We start from the raw sequence: 26,197 nt of genomic DNA on the forward strand, positions 1-26,197 counted from the left end.
TTGGAATGGGGTTGTGTGGGAGCTGGCTTGCCAGCGATGCAGGCGACTCGGTTTGACTTTGAACCCGGTTGATCCCATCGCTGGCAAGCCAGCTCCCACAGGGTCCTGCATCCACCATGGATCACCGTGCCAGTTTCATTCCTCTAAACCTGGATTATCCCGATGAGCTCTGTGGCGGTTTTCAGCAAAGCCTCACCGTTCGATGCGCTGCAACGCTGGTTACCCAAGTTGGTACTGGCGCCGAGCATGCTGATCGTGTTGGTTGGCTTTTACGGTTACATCATCTGGACGTTCATTCTGTCCTTCACCAATTCCAGCTTCATGCCGAGCTACAAGTGGGTTGGCCTGCAGCAATACATGCGCCTGATGGACAACGACCGCTGGTGGGTCGCGAGCAAAAACCTTGCGGTGTTCGGCGGCCTGTTCATCGGCATCAGTCTGGTGTTGGGCGTGTTCCTCGCGGTGCTGCTGGACCAGCGCATCCGCAAGGAAGGCTTCATCCGCACCGTCTACCTGTACCCGATGGCGCTATCGATGATCGTCACCGGTACCGCGTGGAAATGGCTGCTCAACCCAGGCCTTGGCCTGGACAAGATGCTGCGTGACTGGGGCTGGGAAGGCTTCCGGCTGGACTGGCTGGTGGATCAGGATCGCGTGGTGTATTGCCTGGTGATCGCCGCCGTGTGGCAAGCCTCCGGTTTTGTGATGGCGATGTTCCTCGCCGGCCTGCGCGGTGTCGATCAGTCGATCATCCGTGCCGCGCAAGTCGACGGTGCGAGCCTGCCGACCATCTACCTGAAGATCGTACTGCCGAGCCTGCGCCCGGTGTTCTTCAGCGCCTTCATGATCCTCGCGCACATTGCGATCAAGAGCTTCGACCTGGTGGCGGCGATGACCGCCGGCGGTCCCGGCTACTCGTCCGACCTGCCGGCGATGTTCATGTATTCCTTCACCTTCAGCCGTGGCCAGATGGGCATCGGTTCGGCCAGCGCCATGCTGATGCTCGGTGCCGTGCTGACCATCCTCGTGCCGTACCTGTACTCCGAGCTGCGAGGCAAACGCCATGACTAATCAATTGGGCAAACCGGGGATCAGCTTCAGCCGCATCGCGATCTACACCACACTTCTGCTGGCCGCAGCGGTGTACCTGATCCCGCTGGTGGTGATGCTGCTGACCAGCTTCAAAACGCCGGAAGACATCCGCACCGGCAACCTGTTGAGCTGGCCGGCCGTGATCGACGGCATTGGCTGGATCAAGGCCTGGGATGTGGTGGGCGGCTACTTCTGGAACTCGGTGAAAATTACCGTACCGGCGGTGCTGATCTCGACCTTCATCGGTGCCATGAACGGCTACGTGTTGTCGATGTGGCGCTTCCGCGGTTCGCAACTGTTCTTCGGCCTGTTGCTGTTCGGCTGCTTCCTGCCGTTCCAGACCGTGCTGCTGCCGGCCTCGTTCACCCTCGGCAAGTTCGGCCTGGCGAACACCACCTCGGGCCTGGTGCTGGTGCACGTGGTCTACGGCCTGGCGTTCACCACACTGTTCTTCCGTAACTACTACGTGAGCATTCCGGATGCCCTGGTCAAGGCTGCACGCCTGGATGGCGCAGGTTTCTTCACGATCTTCTGGAAGATCCTGCTACCGATGTCGATCCCGATCGTGATGGTCTGCCTGATCTGGCAGTTCACCCAGATCTGGAATGACTTCCTGTTCGGCGTGGTGTTCGCCAGTGGCGATGCCCAGCCGATTACCGTGGCGCTGAACAATCTGGTCAACACCAGCACCGGGACCAAGGAATACAACGTTGATATGGCCGCCGCGATGATCGCCGGGCTGCCGACACTGTTGGTCTACATATTCGCTGGCAAGTATTTCCTGCGTGGGCTGACGTCCGGCGCGGTCAAGGGGTAGAAACATGGCAACTCTCGAATTACGCAACGTCAACAAGACCTACGGCGCCGGATTGCCGGACACCCTGAAGAACATCGAACTGAAGATCGATGACGGGGAATTTTTGATCCTGGTCGGTCCGTCCGGTTGCGGCAAATCCACCTTGATGAATTGCATCGCGGGCCTGGAAACCATCAGCGGCGGCGCGATCCTGGTGGATGATGCCGACATCAGCGGCATGAGTCCGAAGGATCGCGACATCGCCATGGTGTTCCAGTCCTATGCGCTGTACCCCACCATGAGCGTGCGGGACAACATCGCCTTCGGCCTGAAGATTCGCAAAATGCCGACTGCCGACATCGACGAAGAAGTCGCTCGCGTCGCCAAGCTGTTGCAGATCGAACACCTGCTCAACCGCAAGCCCGGTCAACTTTCCGGTGGTCAGCAACAGCGGGTGGCGATGGGCCGTGCGTTGGCGCGGCGGCCGAAGATTTATCTGTTCGACGAACCGCTGTCCAACCTCGACGCCAAGCTGCGGGTCGAGATGCGTACCGAAATGAAACTGATGCACCAGCGCCTGAAAACCACCACGGTCTACGTGACCCACGACCAGATCGAAGCCATGACCCTGGGCGACAAGGTGGCGGTGATGAAGGACGGGATCATTCAGCAATTCGGCACGCCGAAAGATATCTACAACAACCCGGCCAACCTGTTCGTGGCGAGCTTCATCGGTTCGCCGCCGATGAATTTCATCCCGTTGCGTTTGCAGCGCAAGGACGGGCGCCTGCTGGCGTTGCTCGACAGCGGCCAGGCCCGTTGCGAATTGCCGCTGGGCATGCAGGACGCCGGTCTTGAAGACCGCGAAGTGATCCTTGGCATGCGTCCCGAACAGATTGTCCTGGCCAACGGCGAGGCGAACGGTTTGCCGACCATCCGCGCCGAAGTGCAGGTCACCGAACCGACCGGTCCCGACACACTGGTCTTCGTCAATCTCAACAACACCAAGGTCTGCTGCCGCCTCTCACCGGATGTTGCACCGGCGGTGGGCGAGACCCTGACCCTGCAATTCGATCCGGCGAAAGTGCTGCTGTTCGATGCCAAGACCGGTGAACGCCTGGGGGCTGCAGGCCTGCCGAAAGCCGAGAGCCACGCTGACAACGTCGCCCAATTCAAAGGCCGCTGAAGATCAAAAACTGTGGGTAATCCCCCTGTGGGAGCGAGCCGGCTCCGGGCGGCGCTCCGACGAATACGGTCTGACATTCAACATAGATGTCGTCTGACACACCGCCTTCGCGAGCAGGCTCGCTCCCACAAGGGGCATCTCCCAACTGATGTAACCGCGTTAGATAAAAACAGTTAATAACAATAAGACGAGGATGTAGGGATGAAGAAGAACAACAACGCTCAGCTTATCTGCCAGTTATCGGCCGTTGCGGCCATGATGCTGGCCGGTAGCGTGCACGCGGCTGATGCGTTTAGCGCCGACTCCGAATGGATGACCGGTGATTGGGGTGGTGAACGGACCCGGCTGATCGAGCAAGGTATCGACATCAAGATGGACTATGTCGGTGAAGTGGGCGCCAACCTTCACGGCGGTTTCAACAACGACAAGACTGCGCGTTACTCCGACCAGTTTGGCCTGGGCGCGGCGCTGGACCTGCAAAAACTGCTGGGCTGGGATAACACCCAGGCCAAGATCCAGCTCACCAACCGTAACGGTGAGAACATCTCCAATGACCGCGTCGGCGATCCGCGTGCCGGCACCTTGAGTTCCTCCCAGGAGGTCTTCGGCCGTGGCCACATGGTCCGACTGACCCAGCTGTGGATCAAGCACCAGTTCCTCGACGGTAAACTGGACGTCAAGGCCGGTTACTTCGGCGAAGGCGAAGACTTCAACACCTTCCCTTGCGAGTTCCAGAACCTGGCGTTCTGCGGTTCCCAGGTGGGTAACTGGGCGACCAACATCTGGTACAACTGGCCGGTCAGCCAGGCCGCGATCCGTGTGAAGTACAACATCTCGCCTGAGTTCTATGCGCAGATCGGCGCGTACAACCAGAACACCTCGCAACTGGAGCACGGTAACGGCTTCAAGCTCAGTGGCAGCGGGACCAATGGCACCGTCTTGCCGGTCGAGCTGGTGTGGTTGCCGAACCCTGGCAACCTGCCGGGCGAATACCGTGTCGGTTACTACAAAAGCACGTCCAACGCCGACGACGTTCGCAAAGACGACAACGGCAATGATGCGGCCACCACCGGCAACGCCTTTCGCAGCCACGACAGCAAGCACGGCTACTGGTTCGTTGCGCAGCAACAGCTGACCAGCCACAACGGTGACAAGTCCCGCGGTCTGAGCGTTGCCGCCAACGCCACTTTCCATGACAAGGACACCAACATCGTCGACAACTACCAGTCGCTGATGTTTGTGTACAAGGGCCCGTTCGATGCGCGTCCAAAAGATGACGTCGGCATTGGTTTCGCCCGTATCCATGTCAACGATGACGTGAAGAAAAACGCCGAGCTGACCAACGCTGCCAATGGTGTCACCGAGTACGAGGACCCACTGTTCTCCCCGTTGCGTGAGACCGAGTACAACTACGAGCTCAACTACGGCTTCCACGTGACCAACTGGCTGACCGTGCGTCCCAACCTGCAATACATCACTCACCCGGGCGGTGTGGATGAAGTGGATAACGCACTGGTCGCTGGCCTGAAAATTCAGTCGGTGTTCTGACGTTGTTGCGATAAGCTCCTCTCCATGTGCGCATTTTGCGGACAGCCATGGCTGTCCGCTTTTTTTTGGGGTGGCGCACCCAGGTAAAGATGATTTTCAGGACCGTGGCACATGCTTGAGCATCCGCTACAACGCTTCTTCAAATCCTTGCGCGAACGGCCGGTGTTTGCGTGGGAGCGCTATCAGAAGCGCGACGTGTTGGTGATCGATCATCCGCTGTGTCAGGCGGTGTTCAGTCGTCAGGGCGCGCAGTTGTTGCATTTCCAGCCCAAGGGCCAGAAACCCTGGTTGTGGTGCGCGGCGAAGTGGCCGCAGGTCGGGGCCATTCGCGGTGGCGTGCCGGTGTGCTGGCCTTGGTATGGCCGCCATCCAAGCGAAAATGCCTGGCCTTCCCACGGCTGGGCACGTTTGCTCGACTGGAAGCTGATCGACAGCAGCAGTGAAAACGACGGCGTGCGCCTGCACTGGCAACTTCAGTTGTGCGACTGGCAAGTGGACCTGCACGCGCACCTCGGGGAGCGCATGGACCTGCGCTTGAGCACCGAGCATCACGACAGCCTTCCCTGCCAATTGAGTCAGGCGTTGCACGCTTACTGGCGTATTGGTGACGTCGGCGAGGTAGCGCTGTCTGGACTCGACGGCGCGCAAGGTTACGACCAGTTGAACCGGCAGGTTTGTCAGCAGGAAGGTGAGTTGCGCGTCGATGGCGGCTGTCAGCGGGTGTTCCAGCATGACGGCGAGCTGCAGCTCAATGATCACGCCTGGCAGCGGGCGCTGTGCATCGATACCGGCGATGCGGCGGACACGGTGGTCTGGCACCCGGGCTCGCGGCCGTTGCTGGGCGTGAGCTGGAATGAGATATCGGAGTTCGTTTGCGTGGAGGCTGCGAGCGGCGGGACTGACAGTCTGTGCCTGAAGCCTGGGGAGCGGGCGCATTTGAGTTTGCAGGCGCGGGTGGGGGCCTGATTTTGTGGTGGCGCCGCTGACGCCATCGCGGGCAAGCCCACTCCCACAGTAACCGCGGCGGTCACAGGTTTTGTGTTCGACGCAGACACTGTGGGAGCTCGCTTGCCAGCGAAGAGGCCCGCTCAGACAATGAAAATGCCGGATCAGTTGAACTCGTCACCCACCGGATACCGGCTCGCATTCAAGCTCTCTTTGATCTTGCGCAAATGCGGCTGGAAATCCACGCCCCGACGCAAGGTCATGCCGGTCGCCAGTACGTCCAGCACGGTCAGCTGGATGATCCGCGAGGTCATCGGCATGTAGATGTCGGTGTCTTCCGGCAGCGGAATGTTCAGGCTCAAGGTACTGGCCTTGGCCAGGGGCGAGTTCTCTGCGGTCAAACCGAGCACCGATGCGCCGTTTTCCCGGGCGATGCGTGCCACTTCCACCAGTTCGCGGGTGCGGCCGGTGTAGGAAATGATCACGAACAGCTCGCCGGTGTGTGCCACCGAAGCAATCATGCGCTGCATCAGCACGTCGGCGTGGGCGGTCACGGCCAGGTTGAAACGGAAGAACTTGTGCTGCGCATCCAGGGCCACGGGGGCTGAGGCGCCGAGACCGAAGAAGTGGATCTGCCGGGCCTGGATCAACAGGTCGACGGCGCGGCTGATCAGGTTCGGGTCCAGTGCCTGGCAAGCGCTGTCCAGGGACGCGATGGCGCTGCCGAAGATTTTCTGGGTATAGGCTTCCGGATTGTCGTCGGCCTCCACCGCGCGGCTGACGTACGCCGCGCCGCTGGCCAGGCTCTGGGCCAATTGCAATTTGAGTTCGGGGTAGCCGCTGACGCCGAACGAACGGCAGAAACGGTTGACCGTCGGCTCACTGACCGACGCGGCCTGGGCGAGGGCGGCGATGCTGAACCGGGTGGCCTGCTGTGGGTTGAGCAGGATCACCTCGGCGACTTTGCGTTCGGCCTTGTTCAGCTCTTCAAGGCGATTCTGGATCTGCTCCAGGAGATTTCGCACGCGGTCCATATGGATTTCCTTGATTCACCTGCGCCGATAAGCGCACGGCTAATGCAAAAAGGGCCTTTGATGCGGCCCGTAACGGTGGCCTATCCTACTGATGGCTCCGACCGACCACCACTCGGAATCTGTATTTTGCGAAAATGTTGTGGTTATTACTACATTTTCCCTTGAGTGATGCCTTGAAAAAAGGTATTTGTAGCTTAACTTGATAAAAGAACAAACATCATGCCTTCGATTACGGTTGAACCGTGCACCTTTGCCTTGTTCGGCGCCCTCGGCGATCTGGCCTTGCGCAAGCTGTTTCCTGCCCTTTATCAACTCGATGGTGCCGGCCTGCTGCACGAGGACACGCGGATCATCGCGCTGGCCCGTGAGGCTGGCAGCGAGCAGGAGCATTTGGCATTCATTGCCTCCGAGCTGCGCCGCTATGTTGGTGCCAAAGAGCTGGACGAAGCCGTGGTCGAGCGCTTCCTTGCGCGGCTGAGCTACCTGCACGTCGATTTCCTCAAGGCCGAAGACTATGTGGCCCTGGCTGAGCTGGCCGGTAGCGCGCAACGGGTCATTGCCTATTTCGCCACGCCGGCAGCGGTGTACGGTGCGATCTGCGAGAACCTGGCGAAGGTCGGCCTGGCGGAAAACACCCGCGTGGTGCTGGAAAAGCCGATCGGTTCGGACCTGGAATCCTCGCGCAAGGTCAACGACGCCGTGGCGCAGTTCTTCCCGGAGAACCGCACGTATCGCATCGACCACTACCTGGGCAAGGAAACGGTGCAGAACCTGATTGCCCTGCGTTTCGCCAACAGCCTGTTCGAAACCCAGTGGAACCAGCACTACATCTCCCACGTGGAAATCACCGTGGCCGAGAAGGTCGGTATCGAGGGCCGCTGGGGCTACTTCGACAAGGCCGGCCAGCTGCGGGACATGATCCAGAATCACCTGCTGCAACTGCTCTGCCTGATCGCCATGGACCCGCCGGCCGATCTGTCCGCCGACAGCATCCGCGACGAGAAGGTCAAGGTCCTCAAGGCGTTGGCGCCGATCAGTCCGGAGGGCCTGACCACCCAGGTGGTGCGCGGCCAGTACATCGCCGGCCATAGCGAAGGCAAGGCGGTGCCGGGTTACCTGGAAGAGCCCAATTCCAACACCCAGAGCGACACCGAAACCTTCGTCGCCCTGCGTGCCGATATCCGCAACTGGCGTTGGGCGGGTGTGCCTTTCTATCTGCGCACCGGCAAGCGCATGCCGCAAAAGCTGTCGCAGATCGTCATCCATTTCAAGGAACCGTCGCATTACATCTTCGCTCCCGAGCAGCGCCTGCAAATCAGCAACAAGCTGATTATCCGCCTGCAACCGGACGAAGGCATTTCCTTGCGCGTGATGACCAAAGATCAAGGCCTGGACAAGGGCATGCAACTGCGCAGCGGCCCGTTGCAGCTGAATTTTTCCGACACTTGGCGCAGCGCACGGATTCCCGATGCCTACGAGCGGTTGTTGCTGGAAGTGATGCGTGGCAATCAGAACCTGTTTGTCCGTAAAGATGAAATCGAAGCCGCGTGGAAGTGGTGTGACCAGTTGATCGCCGGGTGGAAAAAATCCGGTGATGCGCCCAAGCCTTACGCGGCAGGGTCCTGGGGACCGATGAGCTCCATTGCTCTGATCACGCGGGATGGGAGGTCGTGGTATGGCGATATCTGATTTGAAACTGCCCCGGGGCGTCAGCGCCCATTCGTTCAAGAGCTCCGTGCTCTTGGCCGAAGGCCTGGCACTGAACGTGGCCAAACAACTGAGCGAGGCTATTGACGCCCGGGGTACCGCGACCCTGGTGGTGTCCGGTGGCCGCAGCCCGGTGGCGTTTTTCCAGCACCTGGCCAAGCAGGCGCTGGACTGGTCGAACGTGGTGGTCAGCCTGGCTGACGAGCGCTGGGTGCCGGTGGAGCACGCCGACAGCAACGCCGGCCTGATCAAGAAATATCTGTTGCAAGGCCCGGCGGCCAAGGCGCAGTTCCTGAGCCTGTACAGCGCCAGCGCCAACCTGGAACAGGCGGCCGAACACGCCGACCGTTTGCTCGCCGAATTGCCGGCGATCGACGTGCTGGTGCTCGGCATGGGCGACGACGGTCATACCGCGTCGCTGTTTCCCGGCAGCCCGAACCTGGCCGAAGCCCTTCAGGCTGACGGCAGCCGTCGCTGCTACCCGATGCTGGCACCGACCGTGCCGCATCAGCGCCTGACCATGAGTCGTGCGCTGCTGGCTTCGGCCAAACATAAAATCCTGTCGATTTCCGGTCAGTCCAAGCTGACCACCCTGAGTTTCGCGCTGGCCGGTGACGATGTCGCCGAAATGCCGGTGCGCGCATTTCTGCAACCCACGTTAGAGATTTACTGGTGCCCATGAGCCAAGGAACAGCCGCTATGACAAACCCATCCCCGACCGTTTCCATGGCGGATAAAGTTGTCCTGATCGACAGCCTCTGCGCCAAGGCGCGAATCCTGCCGGTGATCACCATCGCCCGCGAGCAGGACGTCCTGCCGCTGGCCGATGCCCTCGCAGCCGGTGGCCTGACCGCCCTGGAAGTGACCCTGCGTTCGCAGTTCGGCCTCAAGGCCATCCAGATCCTGCGTGAACAGCGTCCGGAACTGGTGACCGGTGCCGGCACCGTGCTCGATCGCCACATGTTGGCCGCGGCCGAAGCGGCGGGCTCGCAGTTTATCGTCACTCCGGGCATCACCCGCGACCTGCTGGAAGCCAGCGTCGCCAGCCCGATTCCACTGTTGCCGGGCATCAGCAACGCCTCGGGCATCATGGAAGGCTACGGCCTGGGTTATCGCCGCTTCAAGCTGTTCCCGGCGGAAGTCAGCGGCGGCGTTGCGGCCATCAAGGCCCTGGGCGGCCCGTTCGGCGAGGTGAAATTCTGCCCGACCGGCGGCGTGGGACCTGCCAACATCAAGAGCTACATGGCGTTGAAAAACGTCATGTGCGTGGGCGGTAGCTGGATGCTTGATCCGGAATGGATCAAGAACGGCGACTGGGCCCGCATTCAGGAATGCACCGCCGAGGCCTTGGCACTGCTGGACTGATCGCTTCACCCGACACGTAGTTGTGTGTTTTACGGCTTTAACGGTGCGCTTGGTCGGTGCACCGTTTTTTTTTGCCTGCGAAAAAATGCTTGGCGCGAATCCTTGTGGGAGCGAGCCTGCTCGCGAAGGCGGCGTAACACTCAACATTTGTGGTGGCTGACACACCGCTTTCGCGAGCAGGCTCGCTCCCACAGGTCAGCGCAGCTCCGTCAATGCAGTGACCAGGCGCTTCATGTGCTCAGCCGTGGTGGTCAACCCCGGCGTAATCCGGATGCACGGGCCGCACGCCGCACCACTGCGCACCACGGTGAACAGGTTGTACTCGCTGAGCAGCCGCTCGACCATCGCCTGTTGATCATCCTGCGCGGTAAAGCGCATCGACGTGATGCCGCAATACAGTCGCGGATCATCCGGTGTCAGGACTTCGATGCCCGGCAGTTCGCGTACCTCGCGCACCCACAGGTTGCGCAGGTAGTTCAGTCGCGATCCCTTGGCCGCAGCGCCGCCCATGGCGTGATGCTCTTCCAGCACCAGCTGCAAAGTCAGCAGGGCAGGGATGTTCGGTGTGCTGTAGGGCGTGCGGGCGCGAATGTCGGTGACCGGGAAATGCATTTCGCCCATGTCCGGGTCGATGTCGGCCAGGCGCTCGGGGGCGATGTAGATAAAACCCAGGGTCAGCGGCGCACCGATCCACTTGTGCAGGTTATAGGCAGCAAAGTCGATGCCCAGGTCAATGAGATTGAATTCGAACTGACCCAAGGCATGGGCGCCGTCGAGGATCACATCGATGCCATGCTCCCTGGCGGCAGCGGCAATGGCCTGTACCGGCATTACCAGGCCGGTGCGATGGGTGACGTGGGTCAGGGCCATCAGCTTGAGTCGCGGATAACGGGCGAAGGTTTCACGGTAGGAAGCGAGCAAGCTGTCGAAGCTGGCGGGGTGCAGGTGTTCGATCTCGATCACCTCGACACCGCGATGTTTCGCCAGCCAGCGCATGGCGCCCTTGACGGTGTCGTACTCCAGATCGCAAATCAGTACCTGGTCCCCCGGTTGCAGGCGATTGTAGTTGCGGATCAGCGACTGCAAACCGTCCGACGCATTGCGGGTGAGGGCGACGGCCTGCGCGGGCACACCCATCAACCCGGCCACTTGCGCTTGTATCTTGAGGCTTTCACCCTGTTCGAAACGCTGGCGGACATGGACCGAATTACCGCGGTTGATCAGTTCGATGTTGCGCTGATACTCCTCGACCACGGTACGTGACATACGTCCGAAGTAACCGTTTTCCAGATTGATCGGTCCGGGTTGCAGGTCGTAGCGGTCGGCAAAGGTTTGCCAGAAGGCTTCGTCACGGGCGCGGCGGGTGTTATCGGGCATGGGGCTGCTCAATCAGAGGCGGGATGAGTGAATCAGTGGCGAGGCGCAGGTTTGCCATGTTTGGCGCGTAGCGGTTCAAGCAATTCCGATAAGCCGTTGTGATCGATTTCCTGCATCAGCGCCAGCAGGCCGCCCAATTCGCCATGGGGGAAACCTTCCCGGGCGAACCAGTTCAGGTACGGGCCCGGCAAGTCGGCAATGATTCGGCCTTTGTATTTGCCGAAGGGCATTTCACGGGTTACCAGCAGTTCGAGCTTTTCAGGGTTCATGACTCAGTCGTCTTGATTCAATGGTCGGGAAAATACAGGCATTCTGCATGCAGGCCAATTGACAGATCATGCAAAAAAAACGGATACAGATTTTTTGAATAAGTCTAAATGATTGATAAATAACGGTTAATTTTGCGGTCCGAAGCTGGCATGCAGGGTGCATCGTTTAATTGCATCTTTCATCAACCGCAAGGAATTGAAAAATGACCGATATGAATAAAGAAGCGATTTCTGTACTCAATGACCTGATTGAAACCAGCAAGGACGGTCAGGAAGGGTTCAAGACTTGCGCTGAAGACATCAAACACCCTGAACTCAAAACCCTGTTCGTGCAACGTTCCGCTGAATGTGCAAAGGCTGCCGCGGAACTGCAAAGTGCCGTGCGTTCGATGGGTGGCGATCCGGAAACGTCCACCAGTGTCAGCGGCGACATGCACCGTCGCTGGGTCGACGTTAAGTCGATGTTCACCGGCAAGGGCGAAGAGGCTGTGCTCAACGAAGCCGAGCGTGGTGAAGACCATGCACTGAAGGCTTATCGTGAAGCCATGGAAAAAATCAACAAGCACAACCTGGTGGGGATTCGTGACATCGTCGAGCGTCAGTATCACGGTGTGCAACGTAACCACGATCAGGTAAAAGCCCTGCGTAACCAGGCGCGTGCACGTTCATAAGCCTCGCCAGTAACAACTGTGGGAGCGAGCCTGCTCGCGAAAGCGGAGTGTCAGTCGACATCAATATTGACTGACACGGCCCCTTCGCGAGCAGGCTCGCTCCCACATTTTGATGTGCGGCGAATCAGCCGATGCTGATCGCCGGCAACTCGGTCAAGGTCACCGATTGCTGCTTGCGCGGCGCCAGGATTTCCGCCTCGCCATCCACCACCAGCTCATCGCGCTGGTTGAACACGCGAGTGGCAATGCGCACGCGGAATTTCGGCAGTTTTTCCAGGATTTCCAGACGCACGGTCAGGGTGTCGCCAATTTTCACCGGCTTCTGGAAGCTCATCTGCTGACCAATGTAGATAGTGCCCGGCCCAGGCAGTTCGCAGGCCACTGCCGCACTGATCAGCGCGCCGCTGAACATTCCGTGGGCGATACGTTCCTTGAACATGGTGCTGGCGGCGTATTCGGCATCCAGGTGCACCGGGTTGTGATCGCCCGACATCGCGGCGAACAGCTGAATATCGCGCTCTTCGACCGTCTTGCTGAAACTGGCGGTCTGGCCGATTTCGAGGGCTTCGTAGGGGGTGTTGGTAACCTGGGTCATCTGTCTCGATTCCTGTGACGAATAAAAAGATTCACAAAAAAACTATTCGGTTCGGTGTGGCCGGGGATTGCTCAGTGTCTGGTTGATCCAGGCCAGCACATCGGCGATCACTTCATCGCGGTTGGTTTCATTGAACAATTCGTGCCGAGCCTGCGGGTAAATGGTCAGTTGCAGGCTCTGGCTGCCGGCCTCGCGCAAGGCGCCGGCCAGATCTTTCAGACGCTTGCCTTCGCTCACCGGATCACATTCGCCACCGATCACCAGCAACGGCAGGCCCGGGTCGATCTGGGCGAGATTGGACGCTTTGCTGATTTGCTGCAACCCGCCGAGCAAATCGATCCATAGCTGATTGGTGCAACGGAAGCCGCAAAGCGGGTCGTTGGCGTACAGGTCGACTTCGGCCGGATCGCGACTGAGCCAGTCAAACTGGGTGCGTATCGGTTTGAATGGCTTATTGAATGAGCCGAACGTCAGCCACTCGATCAGCGCGCTGCGTCCCTTGGGGCCCTGGCGCAGACGTTCGAAACGGGCAATCTGGCGGGCAGCGCGATAAAGCGCCACCGGCTGGAAGTTCGAGCCGCTGAGAATGGCGCCGTGCAGGCTGGCGCTGTGATGCAACAGATACCCCTGGGCGATGTAGCTGCCCATGCTGTGGCCCAGTAACACGATCGGTGTGGCGGGATGCTGTTGGCCGATGTGCTGGTTGAGGCACGCCAGATCACCCACCACTTTGGCCCAACCGTCATTGTCGGCGAAATGGCCGAGCGTCCCGTTTTCGGCAGTTTTGCCATGTCCGCGCAGATCCGGGGCGTACACGCCGTAGCCCTGGGCACAGAGCTTTTCTGCCAGGCGCCCGTAGCGAGCGCTGTGTTCCGCCATGCCGTGAGCCAACAGGATCACGGCCCGGGGTTTGTCTGCGGGCAGCCACTGGTTGACGAAGAGACGGCTGCGGTCGCTGGTGGTCAGCCAGAATGTATCGTGGATCATCGCGATTCCTTTGTCGGGACATAGAGCTTGCCGCTTGCAGCTAAAAGCTTGCCGCTCAAGGTTATAGCGCATCCTTCACCGGACGCCTGATCAGGCCGCGTCGCGGCAGCAAGATTCACAAAATCAATGACACACATCCGCATATTTGCCTGATTCGACATAGCTGCTAGTGTCCGTGAAGCTCCGCTTTTCGCTTTCTGCTTTTTGAGCAACAAGAAAGAGAAATGACAGAAAAGCGGCCCGGATAGGCTCAGGTAAAGAGGACAAGAACAATGCAACCTGATTTCTGGAATGACAAGCGCCCGGCCGGCGTGCCCCTGGACATTGACGTCGCTGAGTACAAGTCGGTTATCGAGGTGTTCGAACGTTCCTGCAAGAAATTTGCTGATCGCCCGGCGTTCAGCAACATGGGTGTCACCCTGACCTACGCCGAACTGGAACGCTACAGCGCAGCGTTCGCCGGTTATCTGCAAGCTCACACCGACCTGGTGCCGGGTGATCGCATCGCGGTGCAGATGCCAAACGTCCTGCAATACCCGATCGCCGTGTTCGGCGCCTTGCGCGCCGGGCTGATCGTGGTCAATACCAACCCGCTATATACCGCGCGGGAGATGCGTCATCAGTTCAAGGATTCCGGTGCCCGAGCGCTGGTGTACCTGAACATGTTCGGGCAGAAAGTCCAGGAAGTGCTGGCCGACACCGACATCCAATACCTGGTCGAAGCGAAGATGGGCGACCTGATGCCCACCGCCAAGGGGTGGCTGGTCAACACGCTGCTGAGCAAGGTCAAGAAAATGGTTCCGGCCTATGCCTTGCCCCAGGCTATTTCCTTCAAAAGTGCGCTGCGCCTGGGCAAAGGCCAGCCCATCAAGCCGCTGAAGGTTGGCCTCAATGACATCGCCGTATTGCAGTACACCGGCGGCACCACCGGCCTGGCCAAGGGTGCGATGCTGACCCACGGCAACCTGGTGGCCAACATGCAGCAAGCACGGGCCTGCCTCAGTCAGTTTACCAATGACGGCCAGTCGCTGCTGCGCGAAGGGCAGGAGGTGATGATCGCGCCGCTGCCGCTGTACCACATCTATGCGTTCACGGCCAATTGCATGTGCATGATGGTGACTGGCAACCACAACGTGCTGATCACCAATCCGCGGGACATCGGTGGCTTTATCAAGGAGCTGAAAAACTGGCGGTTCTCGGCGTTGCTGGGGCTTAACACGCTGTTCGTGGCCCTGATGGACCATCCGGATTTCAAGACCCTGGATTTCTCCAGCCTCAAACTCACCAACTCCGGCGGCACCGCGCTGGTCAAGGCCACTGCCGAGCGCTGGGAGCAGTTGACCGGTTGCCGCATCACCGAAGGCTACGGCCTGACCGAAACCTCGCCTGTGGCTTGCACCAACCCCTATGGCGATCAATCGCGCATTGGCACGGTCGGCCTGCCGGTGCCGGGGACCACGCTCAAGGTGATCAACGACGAGGGCGTCGAACAACCGCTGGGCGAGCGTGGCGAACTGTGCATCAAAGGCCCGCAGATCATGAAGGGCTACTGGCAGAAACCCGAGGCGACCAACGAAGTACTGGACGCCGAGGGCTGGTTCAAGTCTGGCGACATTGCGGTGATCGACCCGGACGGGTTCGTGCGCATTGTCGATCGCAAGAAAGACATGATCATCGTCTCGGGTTTCAACGTGTACCCGAACGAAATCGAGGACGTGGTCATGGCTCACCCGAAAGTCGCCAACTGCGCGGTGATCGGTGTGCCCGACGAACGTTCGGGGGAGGCTGTGAAGTTGTTCGTGGTGGCCCGTGAAGCGGGGGTCAGCCTTGAAGAGCTGAAGGCCTACTGCAAGGAAAACTTCACGGCGTACAAAGTGCCCAAGCACATTGTCTTGCGTGAGTCGTTGCCGATGACGCCGGTGGGCAAGATTCTGCGGCGGGAGTTGCGGGATATCGCCTGATCGGTGAATGGCCGCGCTTCGCGCGTTCGCGAGCAGGCTCGCTCCCACAAGGATTTCGGTGATCCTGTGGGAGCGAGCCTGCTCGCGATTTTTTTTGGAGGCCCCGATTTACGGGGCTTTCAGCGACATATAGGTTTTTTACTCTAAAATGACTGATTGCCATTCTTGAGTCATAAATGTGACCGTAGAGGCCGCTTTTGGCTCTAGGCGACCCTATTCAAAGCTGCTACTCTCGGCGCGCTTTGTGACTTCTCGGCCTAGTAAAAAGCCAGACTCACCTATAGACAAACACCAATAATAATCGCATCAAATGCGGTGTTGAATTCGCGTTGCTGAGGAGTGGGCTTCCATGAACGAAGACTTTTGGAAGGATAAGTACCCAGCTGGAATTGCTGCCGACATCAATCCAGACGAGTACCCGAATATTCAGGCAGTGTTGAAGCAATCCTGCCAACGCTTCGCCAACAAACCGGCTTTCAGCAACCTGGGCAAGACAATCACCTACGGTGAACTGTACGAATTGTCCGGTGCCTTTGCCGCGTACCTGCAACAGCATACCGATTTGCAACCGGGCGATCGAATCGCCGTGCAATTACCCAACGTGTTGCAGTACCCGGTCGCCGTCTTCGGGGCCATCCGCGCCGGGCTGATCGTGGTCAATACCAACCCGCTGTACACCGCACGGGAGATGGAGCACCAGTTCAACGATTCCGGTGCCAAGGCCCTGGTCTGCCTGGCGAACATGGCGCACCTGGCCGAGGCCGTCGTGCCGAAAACCGGGGTCAAGCACGTCATCGTCACCGAAGTGGCGGACCTGCTGCCGCCGCTCAAGCGCCTGCTGGTCAACAGCGTGATCAAGTACGTGAAGAAGATGGTGCCGGCGTATCACTTGCCAAAAGCCGTCAAGTTCAACGACGTATTGAGCAAGGGCCACGGTCAGCCAGTGGCCGAAGCCAACCCGGCCAGCAGCGATGTCGCGGTCCTGCAATACACCGGCGGCACCACCGGCGTGGCCAAGGGCGCCATGCTGACCCACCGCAACCTGGTGGCGAACATGTTGCAGTGCAAGGCGCTGATGGGCTCCAACCTCAACGAGGGCTGCGAGATCCTGATCACGCCGCTGCCGCTGTACCACATCTATGCCTTCACCTTTCATTGCATGGCGATGATGCTGATCGGCAACCACAACATCCTGATCAGCAACCCGCGCGATTTGCCGGCGATGGTCAAGGAACTGTCGAAGTGGAAGTTCAGCGGTTTTGTCGGTCTCAACACCCTGTTCGTGGCCCTGTGCAACAACGAAGGCTTCCGCAAGCTGGATTTCTCGGCGATGAAAGTCACCCTGTCCGGTGGCATGGCCCTGCAACTGGCGGCGGCAGAGCGCTGGAAAGCGGTCACCGGTTGTGCCATTTGCGAAGGCTACGGCATGACTGAAACCAGCCCGGTAGCCACCGTCAATCCGATCCAGAACATTCAGGTCGGCACCATTGGCATTCCGGTTCCATCGACCCTGTGCAAAGTCATCAATGATTCTGGCGCTGAACAGCCCATGGGCGAAATCGGCGAACTGTGTGTGAAAGGTCCGCAAGTGATGAAGGGCTACTGGCAGCGCCAGGAAGCCACCGATGAAATCCTCGACAGCGAAGGCTGGTTGAAGACCGGTGACATCGCGCTGATCCAGCCGGATGGCTACATGCGCATCGTCGATCGCAAGAAAGACATGATCCTGGTCTCCGGTTTCAACGTGTACCCGAACGAGCTGGAAGACGTGCTGGCAACCCTGCCGGGCGTGCTGCAATGCGCGGCCATCGGCGTGCCGGACGAGAAGTCGGGCGAGGCGATCAAGATTTTCATCGTCGCCAAACCGGGCGTGACCCTGACCAAGGAACAGGTGATGGCGCACATGCGCGCCAACGTCACCGGTTACAAGGTCCCACGCTCCGTAGAGTTCCGCGATGCACTGCCGACCACCAACGTCGGCAAGATCCTGCGTCGGGAATTGCGCGATGAAGAGCTGAAGAAGATCAACGCGAAGAAAGCGACTGTGTGATCAAAAAAAGCCCCGCAGATGCGGGGCTTTTTGTTGGTCGGCTGGCAACACCGATCCTCTGTAGGAGCGAGCCTGCTCGCGAAATAGGCCCAGACAACACGGACATCCAGGCAGTCCGCGTCATCGTTGACGTCCATCGCGAGCAGGCTCGCTCCTACATGCGAAACGGCGCGAAATTGACGTTGGTGCCCGCCGGGCGCATGTCCTGCAGGTACGAGTCCTTGTCGGCGCTCAGTTCCAGGCTCAGGGCCGCCTTGCGCTTGCCCTGGTTACGCACCACCAGGCCTTCGAGCTTCTCGCGCAGGAACACCGTCGGCACTTTCAGGTGCAGCAGTTCGTCCGTATCGGGGGTATGCATCAGCAGGTGAATCCACTCGTACTGACCAACGGCCAGGCGCGACACCGGGATGTCGAACCACCAGATGTTGCGGTTGCGGTTCAGTTCGGTGAAGTGGCAGTTGTTGACGCCAAGCACAGCACCGCCGAGTTCCTGATTTCTGCGGGCAATGGCCTGCTTTTTATCGAGTTTCATAACATTCCTACGGGATTGGATCTTCAGCGCCAGGGCCTGAATACGTTGCGCATTCTCGGGGGTTGCCGGGCAAACATAAAGCCCAACCTGCATTGAACGATGAAATGTCCTGGTGAAAATAAATGAAACTCCGTGCAAACGCCCCCGGTCAACCTCATGTAACGACTTTTCTCATTGAATTGTTCACAGGAGAAACACCATGGGTAGCACAAGCGATAAAGTAAAAGGCATGGCCAACGAAGCCGCTGGCAACGTCAAGCAAGGCGTTGGCAAGGCCACCAATAACCCCAATCTGCAAGCTGAAGGCAAGGCTCAGGAAAGGAAAGGCGAGGCCCAGCAAGCCATCGGCAAAGCCAAGGACGCGATCAAGAAAGGTGTCGATAAAGCGTGATACGGCCTTCAAGGAGCGGAAGAAACGGCCATCCACGGATGGCCGTTTTTGTGTCAGCCTGAACTAGATCGACGAAATTGTTTCAAAGTCGCCAGGTAGGCTACTTTGATGAAAGAAAACGGCCCCTGAGACGCACCAATTCCACCCATCCTGTAATGCGGCGAATGGAGACGCGAATGATTTTCCCGGACATGAGAGGCCTGCCTTTGCACCGTGTGATGATGCGCACGGTCACCGAGTTCGTCGATGACGAGATGTCGACCTATGCCTCGGCGCTGGCCTATCAAATGCTGTTTTCACTGTTTCCTTTCATTCTGTTCCTGATCGCCCTGATCGGCTTCCTGCATTTGCCCGACTTCTTTTCCTGGTTGCGCCTGCAGTCGGAACTGGTGCTGCCGCCCCAGGCGCTGGAGCAGGTGAACCCGGTGATCGACCAGCTCCAGCAATCCAAGGGCGGATTGTTGTCCGTGGGTATCGTGATTGCCTTGTGGACGGCTTCGGCCGGTGTGCGCTTGATGATGAGTGCGATGAACGCCGCCTACGATGTGGTTGAAGGCCGGCCGGCGTGGAAACGTTTTCCGCTGTCGATCATCTACACCGTCGGCATCGCCGGCATGCTGTTGGTCGCCGCCGCGCTGATGGTGCTGGGGCCGCAGGTGATGAACTGGATCGCCGCGCAAGTCGGTCTTGAATACTTCATCGTCACGCTGTGGAACATCGCGCGCTGGCCGGTGATCGTGATTTTGCTGATGGTCGCCGTGGCGCTGATCTATTACGTCATGCCCGACGTCAAACAGGAGTTTCGCTTCATCACGCCGGGTTCGGTGCTGTCAGTGGTGGTGTGGATCATCGCGTCCCTGGGCTTCGGTCTGTACGTCAAGGAATTCGCCAACTACAACGCCATGTATGGCAGTATCGGCGCGATCATCGTGCTGTTGCTGTACTTCTATATATCCGCCGCGGTGCTGCTGCTCGGGGCCGAGATGAATGCGGTGATCGAACACATGTCGCGCGAAGGTAAAGACCCTGGCGAAAAAGTCGCCGGTGAGCACGGTCCCGTCCACGAAGAAAAACACCATGTTTCCGGGCTGGGCCGGGATCACTCCGTGAAGCCACCCACTGACGAAGTCATCAAATGATCCGTGAAATTCTGAAAATGGGCGATGAGCGCCTACTGCGCATCGCGCCACCGGTGCCGGCTGACATGTTCGACAGCCCCGAGTTGTGGCAACTGATCGACGACATGTTCCAGACCATGGAAAGTGTTGGCGGGGTCGGCCTGGCCGCGCCGCAGGTCGGCGTCGACCTGCAACTGGTGATCTTCGGTTTCGAGCACAGCGAGCGTTACCCGGACGCGGAAGCCGTGCCGCAAACGATTCTGATCAATCCCTTGATCACGCCGCTGAGCCCGATCATGGAAGAGGGGTTCGAAGGTTGCCTGTCGGTGCCCGGCTTGCGTGGCGCGGTGGATCGTTATCAACAGATCCGCTATGAAGGTTTCGACCCCAAGGGCGAACCCATCGTGCGCATCGCCTCCGGGTTCCATGCGCGGGTGGTACAGCATGAATGCGATCACCTGATCGGTCGCTTGTACCCGTCGCGCATTACCGACTTCAGCAAGTTCGGGTTCACCGAAGTGATGTTCCCGGACCTTGATCCGAATGCGGATGACTGAACTCACCACAAAACCCCTGTGGGAGCGAGCCTGCTCGCGAAGGCGATATGTCAGTCAATATTGATGTCGACTGACACTCCGCTTTCGCGAGCAGGCTCGCTCCCACATTTGAGTTCCGGGGAAGATCACACATTATCGGCGGTGGACCTGACTAACGGTTCCAGGCCCATGGCGATCATCGGCTTACTGCGAGCATAACGGCTCAAGCGCTCGACCATGGCGTAGGGCATCGGCGGGTCGAAGGTAAACCCACGGCGCTCATAAAACCCACGCAAGTCCGGATGGCAGAACAACCACACCGGCAGCTCAAGTCCTTTCACCGCCTCAGCGATCAAGGCAGCGGCGACACCTTGCTCGCGACAGGCCGGATCGACAAACAAACCCGTCAGCCAATGCCCACCCGACACCGGGCGCAAACACAGCGCCGCGATGATCTCGTCACGCCTTGCGACCCACAGTTGCGCGTCGCGCACCGCTTTCATCGACGATTGGTGGGCACGATAGAACTTGTTCATCAACGGCCAGAGGGGCTCATCGAGTTGGGCGTAATGGGTGCTGTGCATAGGACTAAACTGTTGGAGGGCAAGCGCGCGATTATAAAAGAACGCGCACGCCGGGATAGGTGTATACCTGATCTCACATCCCTCGCGAGTGGAGTACGCATCATGTCTAAAGGTATGGAATCAAAAAAAGAGCTGAAGAAAAAACCAGCGAAAACCGCCATTGAAAAACGTGCCGACAAAAAGGCCAAGAAGTTGAACGTATTCGGGCATTGATCCTGCTCCGATGGACCGCTCCCACGCTCTGCATGGGAGCGGTCATTTGAAAATAATCTGCAAGAAATCCCAGTGTCGTTGCACAGAAGGGGACTGGTCCCCGATCCGAGCAACGCCATGCCCCATTACTTCGATAACGCCCACCGAGAAGACATCGAAACCCTGCGCCAGCGCCTGACCGCCCGCACCGAGTGGCCGACCTGGTTGCTGTTGATCGGCGTGTACGGCGCCTGGTTCGCCATCGTTCTGAACAGCCATTCATTGGGTCTTTGGTGGTGCACCCTGTTGCTGATTCCCGTGGTGGTGCTCTGGCTGTCGGTGCAGCACGAACTGCTGCACGGTCATCCGACCCGCTGGCCGGCGCTGAACAAGGTCCTCGGCTATGCGCCGTTCGCCGTGTGGTATCCCTATACGCTGTATCGCGACAGCCATTTGCTGCATCACCGCGACGAAGACCTGACCATCCCGGGCCGCGATCCGGAAAGCCGCTACTTGAGCAGCGAACAGTGGCAGGGCAGTTCGCTGTTCGAACGAGGCCTGCACTGGCTGAACAAAACCGTGCTCGGCCGCTTCGTGCTCGGTGCGCCGCTGGCGTTGCTGGGGCTGGCTCGGGAGGAGCTGCATCGACTCAAGACCGGTGAGCGCCAGGCCTGGCTGATGTGGCTCAGCCATGGTGCGCTGACATGGCTGATGCTTGTGTTCATCGCGCACTACAGCGTATTGCCGGTGTGGCATTACCTGTTGCTGGTCAGTGTGCCGGCGCTGTCGGTTGCAATGGTTCGCTCCTACTATGAACATCGCCCGCACACGGCGCCGGAGCAGCGCACCGTGATCAACGAAGCGGCGTGGCCCTGGCGCTGGCTGTTCCTCAACCTCAATCTGCACCTGGTGCATCACGATTTGCCGGGGTTGCCCTGGTACGACTTGCCACGGGCCTACCGCGCGCGTCGCGAGCAATGGCTGGCGCGCAGCGGCGGGTTTCTGGTGCGGGGGTATGGGCAGTTGTGGCGGGAGAACGGGGTGAAGGCGATCGACAGCCCACGGCATCCGTTTCATTGATCTAAAGCCACCACTACTAACCCTGTGGGAGCGGGCTTGCCCGCGATAGCGATCAATAAGTCGCCAGATGTGTTGGATGTGAAATAGTAATCGCGGGCAAGCCCGCTCCCACAGGGTACTTCGTTGCATGGGACGAATCTGATGGCTCAAAAAATCGCCGAATTGCTGATGTATGTCGCCCCTGAACCCATTCGCCAGGCCAACGAACGCTGGCTGGGGCGCATCTGTGAGCGACTGGGCGCCACCCGCCGCGACGCTGAGGGTCTGTCGTTGATGGACCTTTGGCGGTCACCGCAGTTACTCCTGACGCAAACCTGCGGTTATCCGCTGATGACCGCGCTGCGTGGCCAGGTCCGGATCCTCGGGCGTCCACGCTACGAACTGCCGGACAGCAGCGACGGCAACCATTGCAGTCTGTTACTCAGTCGCGCCGACAATCCACGGCGAACCTTGCCGGACTTTCATGGCAGCCGTGGCGTGATCAATGGCGAAGACTCCAACAGCGGCATGAACCTGTTGCGCCATCGACTGGCGCCGTTGCATCGGGACGGGCAGTTTTTTGCCTGCGTCGGTATCAGTGGCAGCCACCGCGAAAGCCTGCGTTGGTTGCGCGAAGACCTTGCCGACCTGGCGGCCATCGACAGCGTGACCTACGCGTATCTGGCACGCTACGCCGCCGAGGAGGTGGCCGGGTTACGGGTTGTCGCTCGCAGTGCTTTGAGCCCGACGTTGCCGTACATCACCGCTGCGGGTGTCAGTGATGAACAGATTAAAGAAATTCGGGAGGTGATGAATCAGGCATTGGGCGATTTGCCGGAGGTGGCAGAGGTGCTTGGTTTGCGGGAAGTGTTGCCGGCCAGTGAAAGCGACTACCACGTTATTCTCGATTACCAGCAGGAAGCGCAAGCGTTGGGGTACGGGCGGTTGCGATAAGGTTTGAGGGTGGTGTCGACAGATCCCTTTTCGCGAGCAGGCTCGCTCCCACAGGTGTTCTGTGGACCTGTGGGAGCGAGCCTGCTCGCGAAAGCAATCGGCCAGGCACCTCTATTTTTATATTCCACAAAAGAATATAAAAATGAATTTTAAATATTATTAATGAATAAGGCTCCTTGCTAGGATCGCGTCACCGGACGACCGGACATTCAGCGACCCCTAACTTCTGGAGCCACTATGTCCGGCACCGACCTTTCCCATCGCAATGACGTGGGCCGACTGTTCCGCGCCCATTACCCCTGGTTGTGCGCTCGATTGCGCCACTACCTGGGCACCGCCGCCAGTGTCGAAGACATTGCCGCCGAAGCCTTCGTGCAGTTGCTCGAAGCACCGCAGCCGGTGTCGATCCGCGAACCCCGCGCCTTGCTGACCACCATCGCCCGTCGATTGATTTATCAACTGTGGCGCCGCCACGACCTGGAGCGCCGGCATCTGGATCAACTGCAACAGGTTGATCAACCTTCAACGCCTTCGCCCGAAGAACTGGCGCAACTGACCCAGGCGCTGCATGGCCTCGACCGCACGTTGGCGCGCCTGCCGGGCAAGGCCAGGGCCACCTTTCTGTTGTCGCGGGTCGATGGCCTGACCTACCCGCAGATCGCCGCCGAGTTGGGTATTTCCCTGCGTTCGGTCAGCGTCTACATGACCCGCTCCCAGGCCTTGTGCGACCGCCACAGCGCCAATCAATTCCTGAACCGCCTTACTGACAAGAGGTCCGCATGAGATCGATCAAAACCCTGCTCGGCAGTTCGCTGCTGGCCCTGAGCCTGATGGCCAACCAGGCACCGGCGGCAGAAAAAACCGCGCCCATCCACTTCGGTGACATCACTTGGGAAAGCGGTAGCTTCATCACCGAGATCCTGCGCCTGATCGTCGAAAAAGGTTATGGCTACCCGACCGATACTTTGCCGGGCAGCACCGTCAGCCTCGAAGCGGCGCTGGCCAAAAATGACATTCAAGTGATCGGTGAGGAGTGGGCCGGGCGCAGTCCGGCGTGGGTCAAAGCTGCCGCGGAGGGCAAAGTGTTCGGTCTGGGCGACACGGTCAAGGGCGCTACCGAAGGTTGGTGGGTGCCGGAATACGTGATCAAGGGTGACCCGGAGCGCGGCATCAAACCGTTGGCGCCGCAGTTGAAGTCCGTGGCAGACCTGGCGAAGTACAAGGACGTGTTCCGCGACCCCGAAGACCCGAATCGCGGGCGCTTCCTCAATAGCCCCACTGGCTGGACCTCGGAGATCGTCAACAGCCAGAAGCTCAAGGCCTACGACCTGACGGCAAGCTTCGTCAACTTCCGTACCGGTTCCGGCGCAGCGCTGGATGCCGAGGTGGCATCGTCGATCCGTCGCGGCAAACCGGTGCTGTTCTACTACTGGTCGCCGACGCCGCTGTTGGGGCGCTTCAAACTGGTGAAGCTCGACGAACCGCCGTTCGACGCCGAAGCCTGGAAAACCCTGGCCGATGCCAACAACCCGAACCCCAAAGGCACCCGTTCGATGCCGGCCAGTCTGGCCATCGGCGTGTCCGCGCCGTTCAAGGCGCAGTACCCGGACCTGGTGGCGTTCTTCGAAAAGGTCGACCTGCCGATCGATCTGCTGAACCGGACTCTGGGGCAGATGAGCGAAAAACGGCAGAAGCCCCGTGAAGTGGCCGAAGCGTTTTTGCGTGAGCAGCCGCAGGTGTGGAAGGGCTGGGTGCCGGGGGAGGTGGCCAGCAAGGTGAGTGCAAATCTGTAATTGAGTGGTACCTGACCCATAGCCTTCGCGAGCAGGCTCGCTCCCAGATTGGGTTTGTGAACGACACAGATCGAATGTGGGAGCGAGCCTGCTCGCTAATGGTCTCCAGCCTTACACCCAGTGTGCGACCAACGCTACCTCACCCCTGCCGCTGATCCTTCCTCTCTCGTAGCTGAACCGATTTTGTCCTCGATAGTGGCCGACTAGTGGCCTTGCTAAGCCCAGTCTCCTGTCTATGCTCACTCGTAACTAAATATGTCGGCCACAATCGGATGACAAGGATTGAGACCCCGAGAGTGCGCAAACCAAGGCACCCACACGGAACGACAGGGAGTGAAACGCTAAATGGAATTTTCTTATGAGCGCGTTAGGGCTTGCCCGGCTCCGGGCTATCGAGAAAGGGATGTCTTGATGAGGACGTCGCAATAGGGACCCTCCGATTCAACATCAAACAATGACCTGACAAGTCTCCTTCTTTTGGGGGGGGAGCGCGCGCACCTGTTCCCGCTAACGTAGTGGTGGATGTGAAAGACCCGTTACTTTCATTAATCAAAAGACCGCGCTCGGGGTGAAACGAACATGTTCAACCTGCATAACAAGGCTGACTTGCTGGAAATCGAACGCTTCAGTTGTGCGCTGACCGAAGCCAATGCCAAGTTGGCCGCAGTCAGTCGTTCAATGGCAATGATTGAGTTCACGCCCGACGGCTTCGTGCTGGATGCCAACGAAAATTTTTGCAACGCCATGGGTTACGGCGCCGACGAGGTACGCGGCAAACACCACCGGATATTTTGCGAAGAGGCCTTTTACCGCAGCGAGGAGTACGCCAAATTGTGGCGTGATCTGGCCCGTGGCGAAGCGGTCAGCGGCACCTTTTTGCGCCTGAACAAAAGCGGCAGGGAGATCTGGCTCGAAGCCAGTTATATGCCGGTGTACGGCCCAGATCGCCAGGTGGGCAGTGTGATCAAAGTCGCCACGGACATCACCGACAGGGTCAACAAGGAACACGAAAACGCAAGCAGGCTGGCGGCGATCGGTCGCTCCATGGCGGTGATTGAATTCACCCCGGACGGCAAGGTGATCACGGCCAACGAAAACTTCCTCAAGACCATGCATTACTCGCTCAATGAAGTCGTCGGGCAGCACCACAGCCTGTTTTGCCACCGTGCCGAAGCCGAGTCACCGGCCTACAAGGCATTCTGGGCGTCACTCAATCGCGGCGAATATCACTCGCACCGTTTCGAACGCAAGGACAAGCACGGTCATACAGTCTTCCTGGAAGCGTCCTACAACCCGTTGTTCGACGCCAAGGGGCGGCTCTACAAAGTGGTGAAGTTCGCCAGCGATATCACCAGCCAGATGACCACCCTGCAAACTGCCGCAGAATCGGCCCACAGCACCTCGGTGCAAAACGACGTCTGCGCGCGCAAGGGCTCCGAGGTGGTGCAGCAGACG

At 59.2% G+C, this 26,197-nt stretch carries 25 protein-coding genes and 1 pseudogene; 19 read left to right on the plus strand and 7 right to left on the minus strand.

Features of this window, described 5'->3' with window-relative positions; translation table 11 throughout:
* Window positions 1-162 precede the first annotated feature (162 nt).
* The 5 genes from BJ917_RS22895 to BJ917_RS22915 all read left to right on the plus strand — a co-directional run bounded on the left by BJ917_RS22895 (window position 163) and on the right by BJ917_RS22915 (window position 5,588).
* Window positions 163-1,071, plus strand: coding sequence for a carbohydrate ABC transporter permease (locus BJ917_RS22895; RefSeq protein ID WP_121104659.1), 909 nt, complete (start codon window positions 163-165; stop codon window positions 1,069-1,071).
* The gene (locus tag BJ917_RS22900) at window positions 1,064-1,909 is read left to right on the plus strand and encodes a carbohydrate ABC transporter permease (RefSeq protein WP_121104661.1); all 846 of its coding nucleotides are present in this window, start codon (window positions 1,064-1,066) and stop codon (window positions 1,907-1,909) included. Before BJ917_RS22895 ends, BJ917_RS22900 begins: the two co-directional genes overlap by 8 nt.
* A 4-nt stretch (window positions 1,910-1,913) precedes the next feature.
* The gene (locus BJ917_RS22905; RefSeq protein WP_096509371.1) at window positions 1,914-3,074 is read left to right on the plus strand and encodes an ABC transporter ATP-binding protein; all 1,161 of its coding nucleotides are present in this window, start codon (window positions 1,914-1,916) and stop codon (window positions 3,072-3,074) included.
* 201 nt (window positions 3,075-3,275) lie between these two features.
* Entirely contained in the window at window positions 3,276-4,622 is a 1,347-nt protein-coding gene (locus tag BJ917_RS22910; protein WP_096509372.1) for a carbohydrate porin, read from the plus strand.
* Window positions 4,623-4,733: 111 nt separating this feature from the next.
* Window positions 4,734-5,588 (plus strand): D-hexose-6-phosphate mutarotase, encoded by an 855-nt coding sequence (locus BJ917_RS22915; RefSeq protein ID WP_096509373.1) that lies wholly within the window; start codon window positions 4,734-4,736, stop codon window positions 5,586-5,588.
* 143 nt (window positions 5,589-5,731) lie between these two features.
* Here the strand turns inward: BJ917_RS22915 and BJ917_RS22920 are convergent, their stop codons facing one another.
* Window positions 5,732-6,592, minus strand: a complete 861-nt coding sequence (locus BJ917_RS22920) for a MurR/RpiR family transcriptional regulator (protein WP_170948639.1) — start codon at window positions 6,590-6,592, stop codon at window positions 5,732-5,734.
* Between the two features lie 228 nt (window positions 6,593-6,820).
* Here BJ917_RS22920 and zwf point away from each other — a divergent pair, with 228 nt between their 5' ends.
* The 3 genes from zwf to BJ917_RS22935 are packed head-to-tail and all read left to right on the plus strand — an operon-like array spanning window position 6,821 to window position 9,673.
* Window positions 6,821-8,290 carry a glucose-6-phosphate dehydrogenase gene (zwf, locus tag BJ917_RS22925; protein WP_096509374.1) on the plus strand — a complete coding sequence of 490 codons (1,470 nt, stop codon included), beginning with the start codon at window positions 6,821-6,823 and terminating at the stop codon, window positions 8,288-8,290.
* Window positions 8,277-8,990: a 6-phosphogluconolactonase gene (pgl, locus tag BJ917_RS22930; protein WP_096509375.1), complete on the plus strand. Its 714-nt coding sequence runs from the start codon at window positions 8,277-8,279 to the stop codon at window positions 8,988-8,990. The genes zwf and pgl overlap by 14 nt, the downstream gene beginning before the upstream one ends.
* 17 nt (window positions 8,991-9,007) lie before the next feature.
* Window positions 9,008-9,673: a bifunctional 4-hydroxy-2-oxoglutarate aldolase/2-dehydro-3-deoxy-phosphogluconate aldolase gene (locus tag BJ917_RS22935; RefSeq protein WP_096509376.1), complete on the plus strand. Its 666-nt coding sequence runs from the start codon at window positions 9,008-9,010 to the stop codon at window positions 9,671-9,673.
* A 195-nt stretch (window positions 9,674-9,868) separates the two neighbouring features.
* Here BJ917_RS22935 and BJ917_RS22940 read toward each other — a convergent pair whose 3' ends face one another.
* Window positions 9,869-11,050, minus strand: a complete 1,182-nt coding sequence (locus BJ917_RS22940) for an aminotransferase class V-fold PLP-dependent enzyme (RefSeq protein ID WP_121104663.1) — start codon at window positions 11,048-11,050, stop codon at window positions 9,869-9,871.
* Between the two features lie 32 nt (window positions 11,051-11,082).
* Complete coding sequence (locus BJ917_RS22945; RefSeq protein WP_096509378.1) at window positions 11,083-11,319, minus strand: DUF3820 family protein; 237 nt, start codon at window positions 11,317-11,319, stop codon at window positions 11,083-11,085.
* 203 nt (window positions 11,320-11,522) lie between these two features.
* Here BJ917_RS22945 and BJ917_RS22950 point away from each other — a divergent pair, with 203 nt between their 5' ends.
* A complete protein-coding gene (locus BJ917_RS22950) occupies window positions 11,523-11,990 on the plus strand; it encodes a PA2169 family four-helix-bundle protein (RefSeq protein WP_096509379.1) in 468 nt (155 codons plus the stop codon).
* A 124-nt stretch (window positions 11,991-12,114) separates the two neighbouring features.
* On the opposite strand, the gene BJ917_RS22955 is transcribed toward BJ917_RS22950, so the two are convergent.
* Window positions 12,115-12,585: a MaoC family dehydratase gene (locus tag BJ917_RS22955; RefSeq protein WP_096509380.1), complete on the minus strand. Its 471-nt coding sequence runs from the start codon at window positions 12,583-12,585 to the stop codon at window positions 12,115-12,117.
* 42 nt (window positions 12,586-12,627) lie between these two features.
* Window positions 12,628-13,572, minus strand: a complete 945-nt coding sequence (locus tag BJ917_RS22960) for an alpha/beta hydrolase (protein ID WP_096509381.1) — start codon at window positions 13,570-13,572, stop codon at window positions 12,628-12,630.
* 272 nt (window positions 13,573-13,844) lie between these two features.
* On the opposite strand from BJ917_RS22960, the gene fadD2 reads away from it, so the two are divergent.
* Together fadD2 and fadD1 are read left to right on the plus strand one after the other, a co-directional pair.
* Window positions 13,845-15,533 (plus strand): long-chain-fatty-acid--CoA ligase FadD2, encoded by a 1,689-nt coding sequence (fadD2, locus tag BJ917_RS22965; RefSeq protein WP_096509382.1) that lies wholly within the window; start codon window positions 13,845-13,847, stop codon window positions 15,531-15,533.
* A 349-nt stretch (window positions 15,534-15,882) separates the two neighbouring features.
* Window positions 15,883-17,583 (plus strand): long-chain-fatty-acid--CoA ligase FadD1, encoded by a 1,701-nt coding sequence (gene fadD1, locus BJ917_RS22970; protein ID WP_121104665.1) that lies wholly within the window; start codon window positions 15,883-15,885, stop codon window positions 17,581-17,583.
* A 154-nt stretch (window positions 17,584-17,737) separates the two neighbouring features.
* Here the strand turns inward: fadD1 and BJ917_RS22975 are convergent, their stop codons facing one another.
* Window positions 17,738-18,115 carry a hypothetical protein gene (locus BJ917_RS22975; protein WP_096509384.1) on the minus strand — a complete coding sequence of 126 codons (378 nt, stop codon included), beginning with the start codon at window positions 18,113-18,115 and terminating at the stop codon, window positions 17,738-17,740.
* Between the two features lie 199 nt (window positions 18,116-18,314).
* Between BJ917_RS22975 and BJ917_RS22980 the strand changes: the two genes are divergently transcribed.
* The 3 genes from BJ917_RS22980 (at window position 18,315) to def (ending at window position 20,181) form a co-directional block, all read left to right on the plus strand.
* Entirely contained in the window at window positions 18,315-18,506 is a 192-nt protein-coding gene (locus tag BJ917_RS22980) for a CsbD family protein (protein ID WP_096509385.1), read from the plus strand.
* A gap of 176 nt (window positions 18,507-18,682) precedes the next feature.
* The gene (locus tag BJ917_RS22985) at window positions 18,683-19,645 is read left to right on the plus strand and encodes a YihY/virulence factor BrkB family protein (RefSeq protein WP_096509386.1); all 963 of its coding nucleotides are present in this window, start codon (window positions 18,683-18,685) and stop codon (window positions 19,643-19,645) included.
* Window positions 19,642-20,181 carry a peptide deformylase gene (def, locus tag BJ917_RS22990; RefSeq protein WP_121104667.1) on the plus strand — a complete coding sequence of 180 codons (540 nt, stop codon included), beginning with the start codon at window positions 19,642-19,644 and terminating at the stop codon, window positions 20,179-20,181. Before BJ917_RS22985 ends, def begins: the two co-directional genes overlap by 4 nt.
* Before the next feature lie 125 nt (window positions 20,182-20,306).
* Here def and BJ917_RS23000 read toward each other — a convergent pair whose 3' ends face one another.
* Complete coding sequence (locus BJ917_RS23000) at window positions 20,307-20,744, minus strand: GNAT family N-acetyltransferase (protein ID WP_096509388.1); 438 nt, start codon at window positions 20,742-20,744, stop codon at window positions 20,307-20,309.
* A gap of 330 nt (window positions 20,745-21,074) precedes the next feature.
* Here BJ917_RS23000 and BJ917_RS23005 point away from each other — a divergent pair, with 330 nt between their 5' ends.
* From BJ917_RS23005 to BJ917_RS32835, 5 genes and pseudogenes are all read left to right on the plus strand, one after another.
* Window positions 21,075-22,016 carry a fatty acid desaturase gene (locus tag BJ917_RS23005; protein WP_121104671.1) on the plus strand — a complete coding sequence of 314 codons (942 nt, stop codon included), beginning with the start codon at window positions 21,075-21,077 and terminating at the stop codon, window positions 22,014-22,016.
* 141 nt (window positions 22,017-22,157) lie between these two features.
* Window positions 22,158-22,949 carry a phosphate/phosphite/phosphonate ABC transporter substrate-binding protein gene (locus BJ917_RS23010; RefSeq protein ID WP_121104673.1) on the plus strand — a complete coding sequence of 264 codons (792 nt, stop codon included), beginning with the start codon at window positions 22,158-22,160 and terminating at the stop codon, window positions 22,947-22,949.
* Window positions 22,950-23,186: 237 nt separating this feature from the next.
* On the plus strand, window positions 23,187-23,732 hold the full coding sequence (locus BJ917_RS23015; RefSeq protein ID WP_121104675.1) for a sigma-70 family RNA polymerase sigma factor: 546 nt from the start codon (window positions 23,187-23,189) through the stop codon (window positions 23,730-23,732).
* The gene (locus BJ917_RS23020) at window positions 23,729-24,742 is read left to right on the plus strand and encodes an ABC transporter substrate-binding protein (protein ID WP_121104677.1); all 1,014 of its coding nucleotides are present in this window, start codon (window positions 23,729-23,731) and stop codon (window positions 24,740-24,742) included. The genes BJ917_RS23015 and BJ917_RS23020 overlap by 4 nt, the downstream gene beginning before the upstream one ends.
* Window positions 24,743-25,426: 684 nt before the next feature.
* Window positions 25,427-26,095 (plus strand): annotated as a pseudogene (locus tag BJ917_RS32835) (PAS domain-containing protein); the annotation flags it as partial.
* Window positions 26,096-26,197 lie beyond the last annotated feature (102 nt).

This window comes from Pseudomonas sp. WPR_5_2, from assembly GCF_003634475.1.
GTDB classification, from domain to species: Bacteria; Pseudomonadota; Gammaproteobacteria; order Pseudomonadales; family Pseudomonadaceae; genus Aquipseudomonas; species Aquipseudomonas izuensis.

Bases quoted from the DNA above. Each gene is read 5' to 3' on its own strand.
- BJ917_RS22895 (WP_121104659.1), top strand. From the start codon at position 163: ATGAGCTCTGTGGCGGTTTTCAGCAAAGCCTCACCGTTCGATGCGCTG.
- BJ917_RS22900 (WP_121104661.1), top strand. From the start codon at position 1,064: ATGACTAATCAATTGGGCAAACCGGGGATCAGCTTCAGCCGCATCGCG.
- BJ917_RS22905 (WP_096509371.1), top strand. From the start codon at position 1,914: ATGGCAACTCTCGAATTACGCAACGTCAACAAGACCTACGGCGCCGGA.
- BJ917_RS22910 (WP_096509372.1), top strand. From the start codon at position 3,276: ATGAAGAAGAACAACAACGCTCAGCTTATCTGCCAGTTATCGGCCGTT.
- BJ917_RS22915 (WP_096509373.1), top strand. From the start codon at position 4,734: ATGCTTGAGCATCCGCTACAACGCTTCTTCAAATCCTTGCGCGAACGG.
- zwf (WP_096509374.1), top strand. From the start codon at position 6,821: ATGCCTTCGATTACGGTTGAACCGTGCACCTTTGCCTTGTTCGGCGCC.
- pgl (WP_096509375.1), top strand. From the start codon at position 8,277: ATGGCGATATCTGATTTGAAACTGCCCCGGGGCGTCAGCGCCCATTCG.
- BJ917_RS22935 (WP_096509376.1), top strand. From the start codon at position 9,008: ATGACAAACCCATCCCCGACCGTTTCCATGGCGGATAAAGTTGTCCTG.
- BJ917_RS22940 (WP_121104663.1), bottom strand. From the start codon at position 11,050: ATGCCCGATAACACCCGCCGCGCCCGTGACGAAGCCTTCTGGCAAACC.
- BJ917_RS22945 (WP_096509378.1), bottom strand. From the start codon at position 11,319: ATGAACCCTGAAAAGCTCGAACTGCTGGTAACCCGTGAAATGCCCTTC.
- BJ917_RS22950 (WP_096509379.1), top strand. From the start codon at position 11,523: ATGACCGATATGAATAAAGAAGCGATTTCTGTACTCAATGACCTGATT.
- BJ917_RS22955 (WP_096509380.1), bottom strand. From the start codon at position 12,585: ATGACCCAGGTTACCAACACCCCCTACGAAGCCCTCGAAATCGGCCAG.
- BJ917_RS22960 (WP_096509381.1), bottom strand. From the start codon at position 13,572: ATGATCCACGATACATTCTGGCTGACCACCAGCGACCGCAGCCGTCTC.
- fadD2 (WP_096509382.1), top strand. From the start codon at position 13,845: ATGCAACCTGATTTCTGGAATGACAAGCGCCCGGCCGGCGTGCCCCTG.
- fadD1 (WP_121104665.1), top strand. From the start codon at position 15,883: ATGAACGAAGACTTTTGGAAGGATAAGTACCCAGCTGGAATTGCTGCC.
- BJ917_RS22975 (WP_096509384.1), bottom strand. From the start codon at position 18,115: ATGAAACTCGATAAAAAGCAGGCCATTGCCCGCAGAAATCAGGAACTC.
- BJ917_RS22980 (WP_096509385.1), top strand. From the start codon at position 18,315: ATGGGTAGCACAAGCGATAAAGTAAAAGGCATGGCCAACGAAGCCGCT.
- BJ917_RS22985 (WP_096509386.1), top strand. From the start codon at position 18,683: ATGATTTTCCCGGACATGAGAGGCCTGCCTTTGCACCGTGTGATGATG.
- def (WP_121104667.1), top strand. From the start codon at position 19,642: ATGATCCGTGAAATTCTGAAAATGGGCGATGAGCGCCTACTGCGCATC.
- BJ917_RS23000 (WP_096509388.1), bottom strand. From the start codon at position 20,744: ATGCACAGCACCCATTACGCCCAACTCGATGAGCCCCTCTGGCCGTTG.
- BJ917_RS23005 (WP_121104671.1), top strand. From the start codon at position 21,075: ATGCCCCATTACTTCGATAACGCCCACCGAGAAGACATCGAAACCCTG.
- BJ917_RS23010 (WP_121104673.1), top strand. From the start codon at position 22,158: ATGGCTCAAAAAATCGCCGAATTGCTGATGTATGTCGCCCCTGAACCC.
- BJ917_RS23015 (WP_121104675.1), top strand. From the start codon at position 23,187: ATGTCCGGCACCGACCTTTCCCATCGCAATGACGTGGGCCGACTGTTC.
- BJ917_RS23020 (WP_121104677.1), top strand. From the start codon at position 23,729: ATGAGATCGATCAAAACCCTGCTCGGCAGTTCGCTGCTGGCCCTGAGC.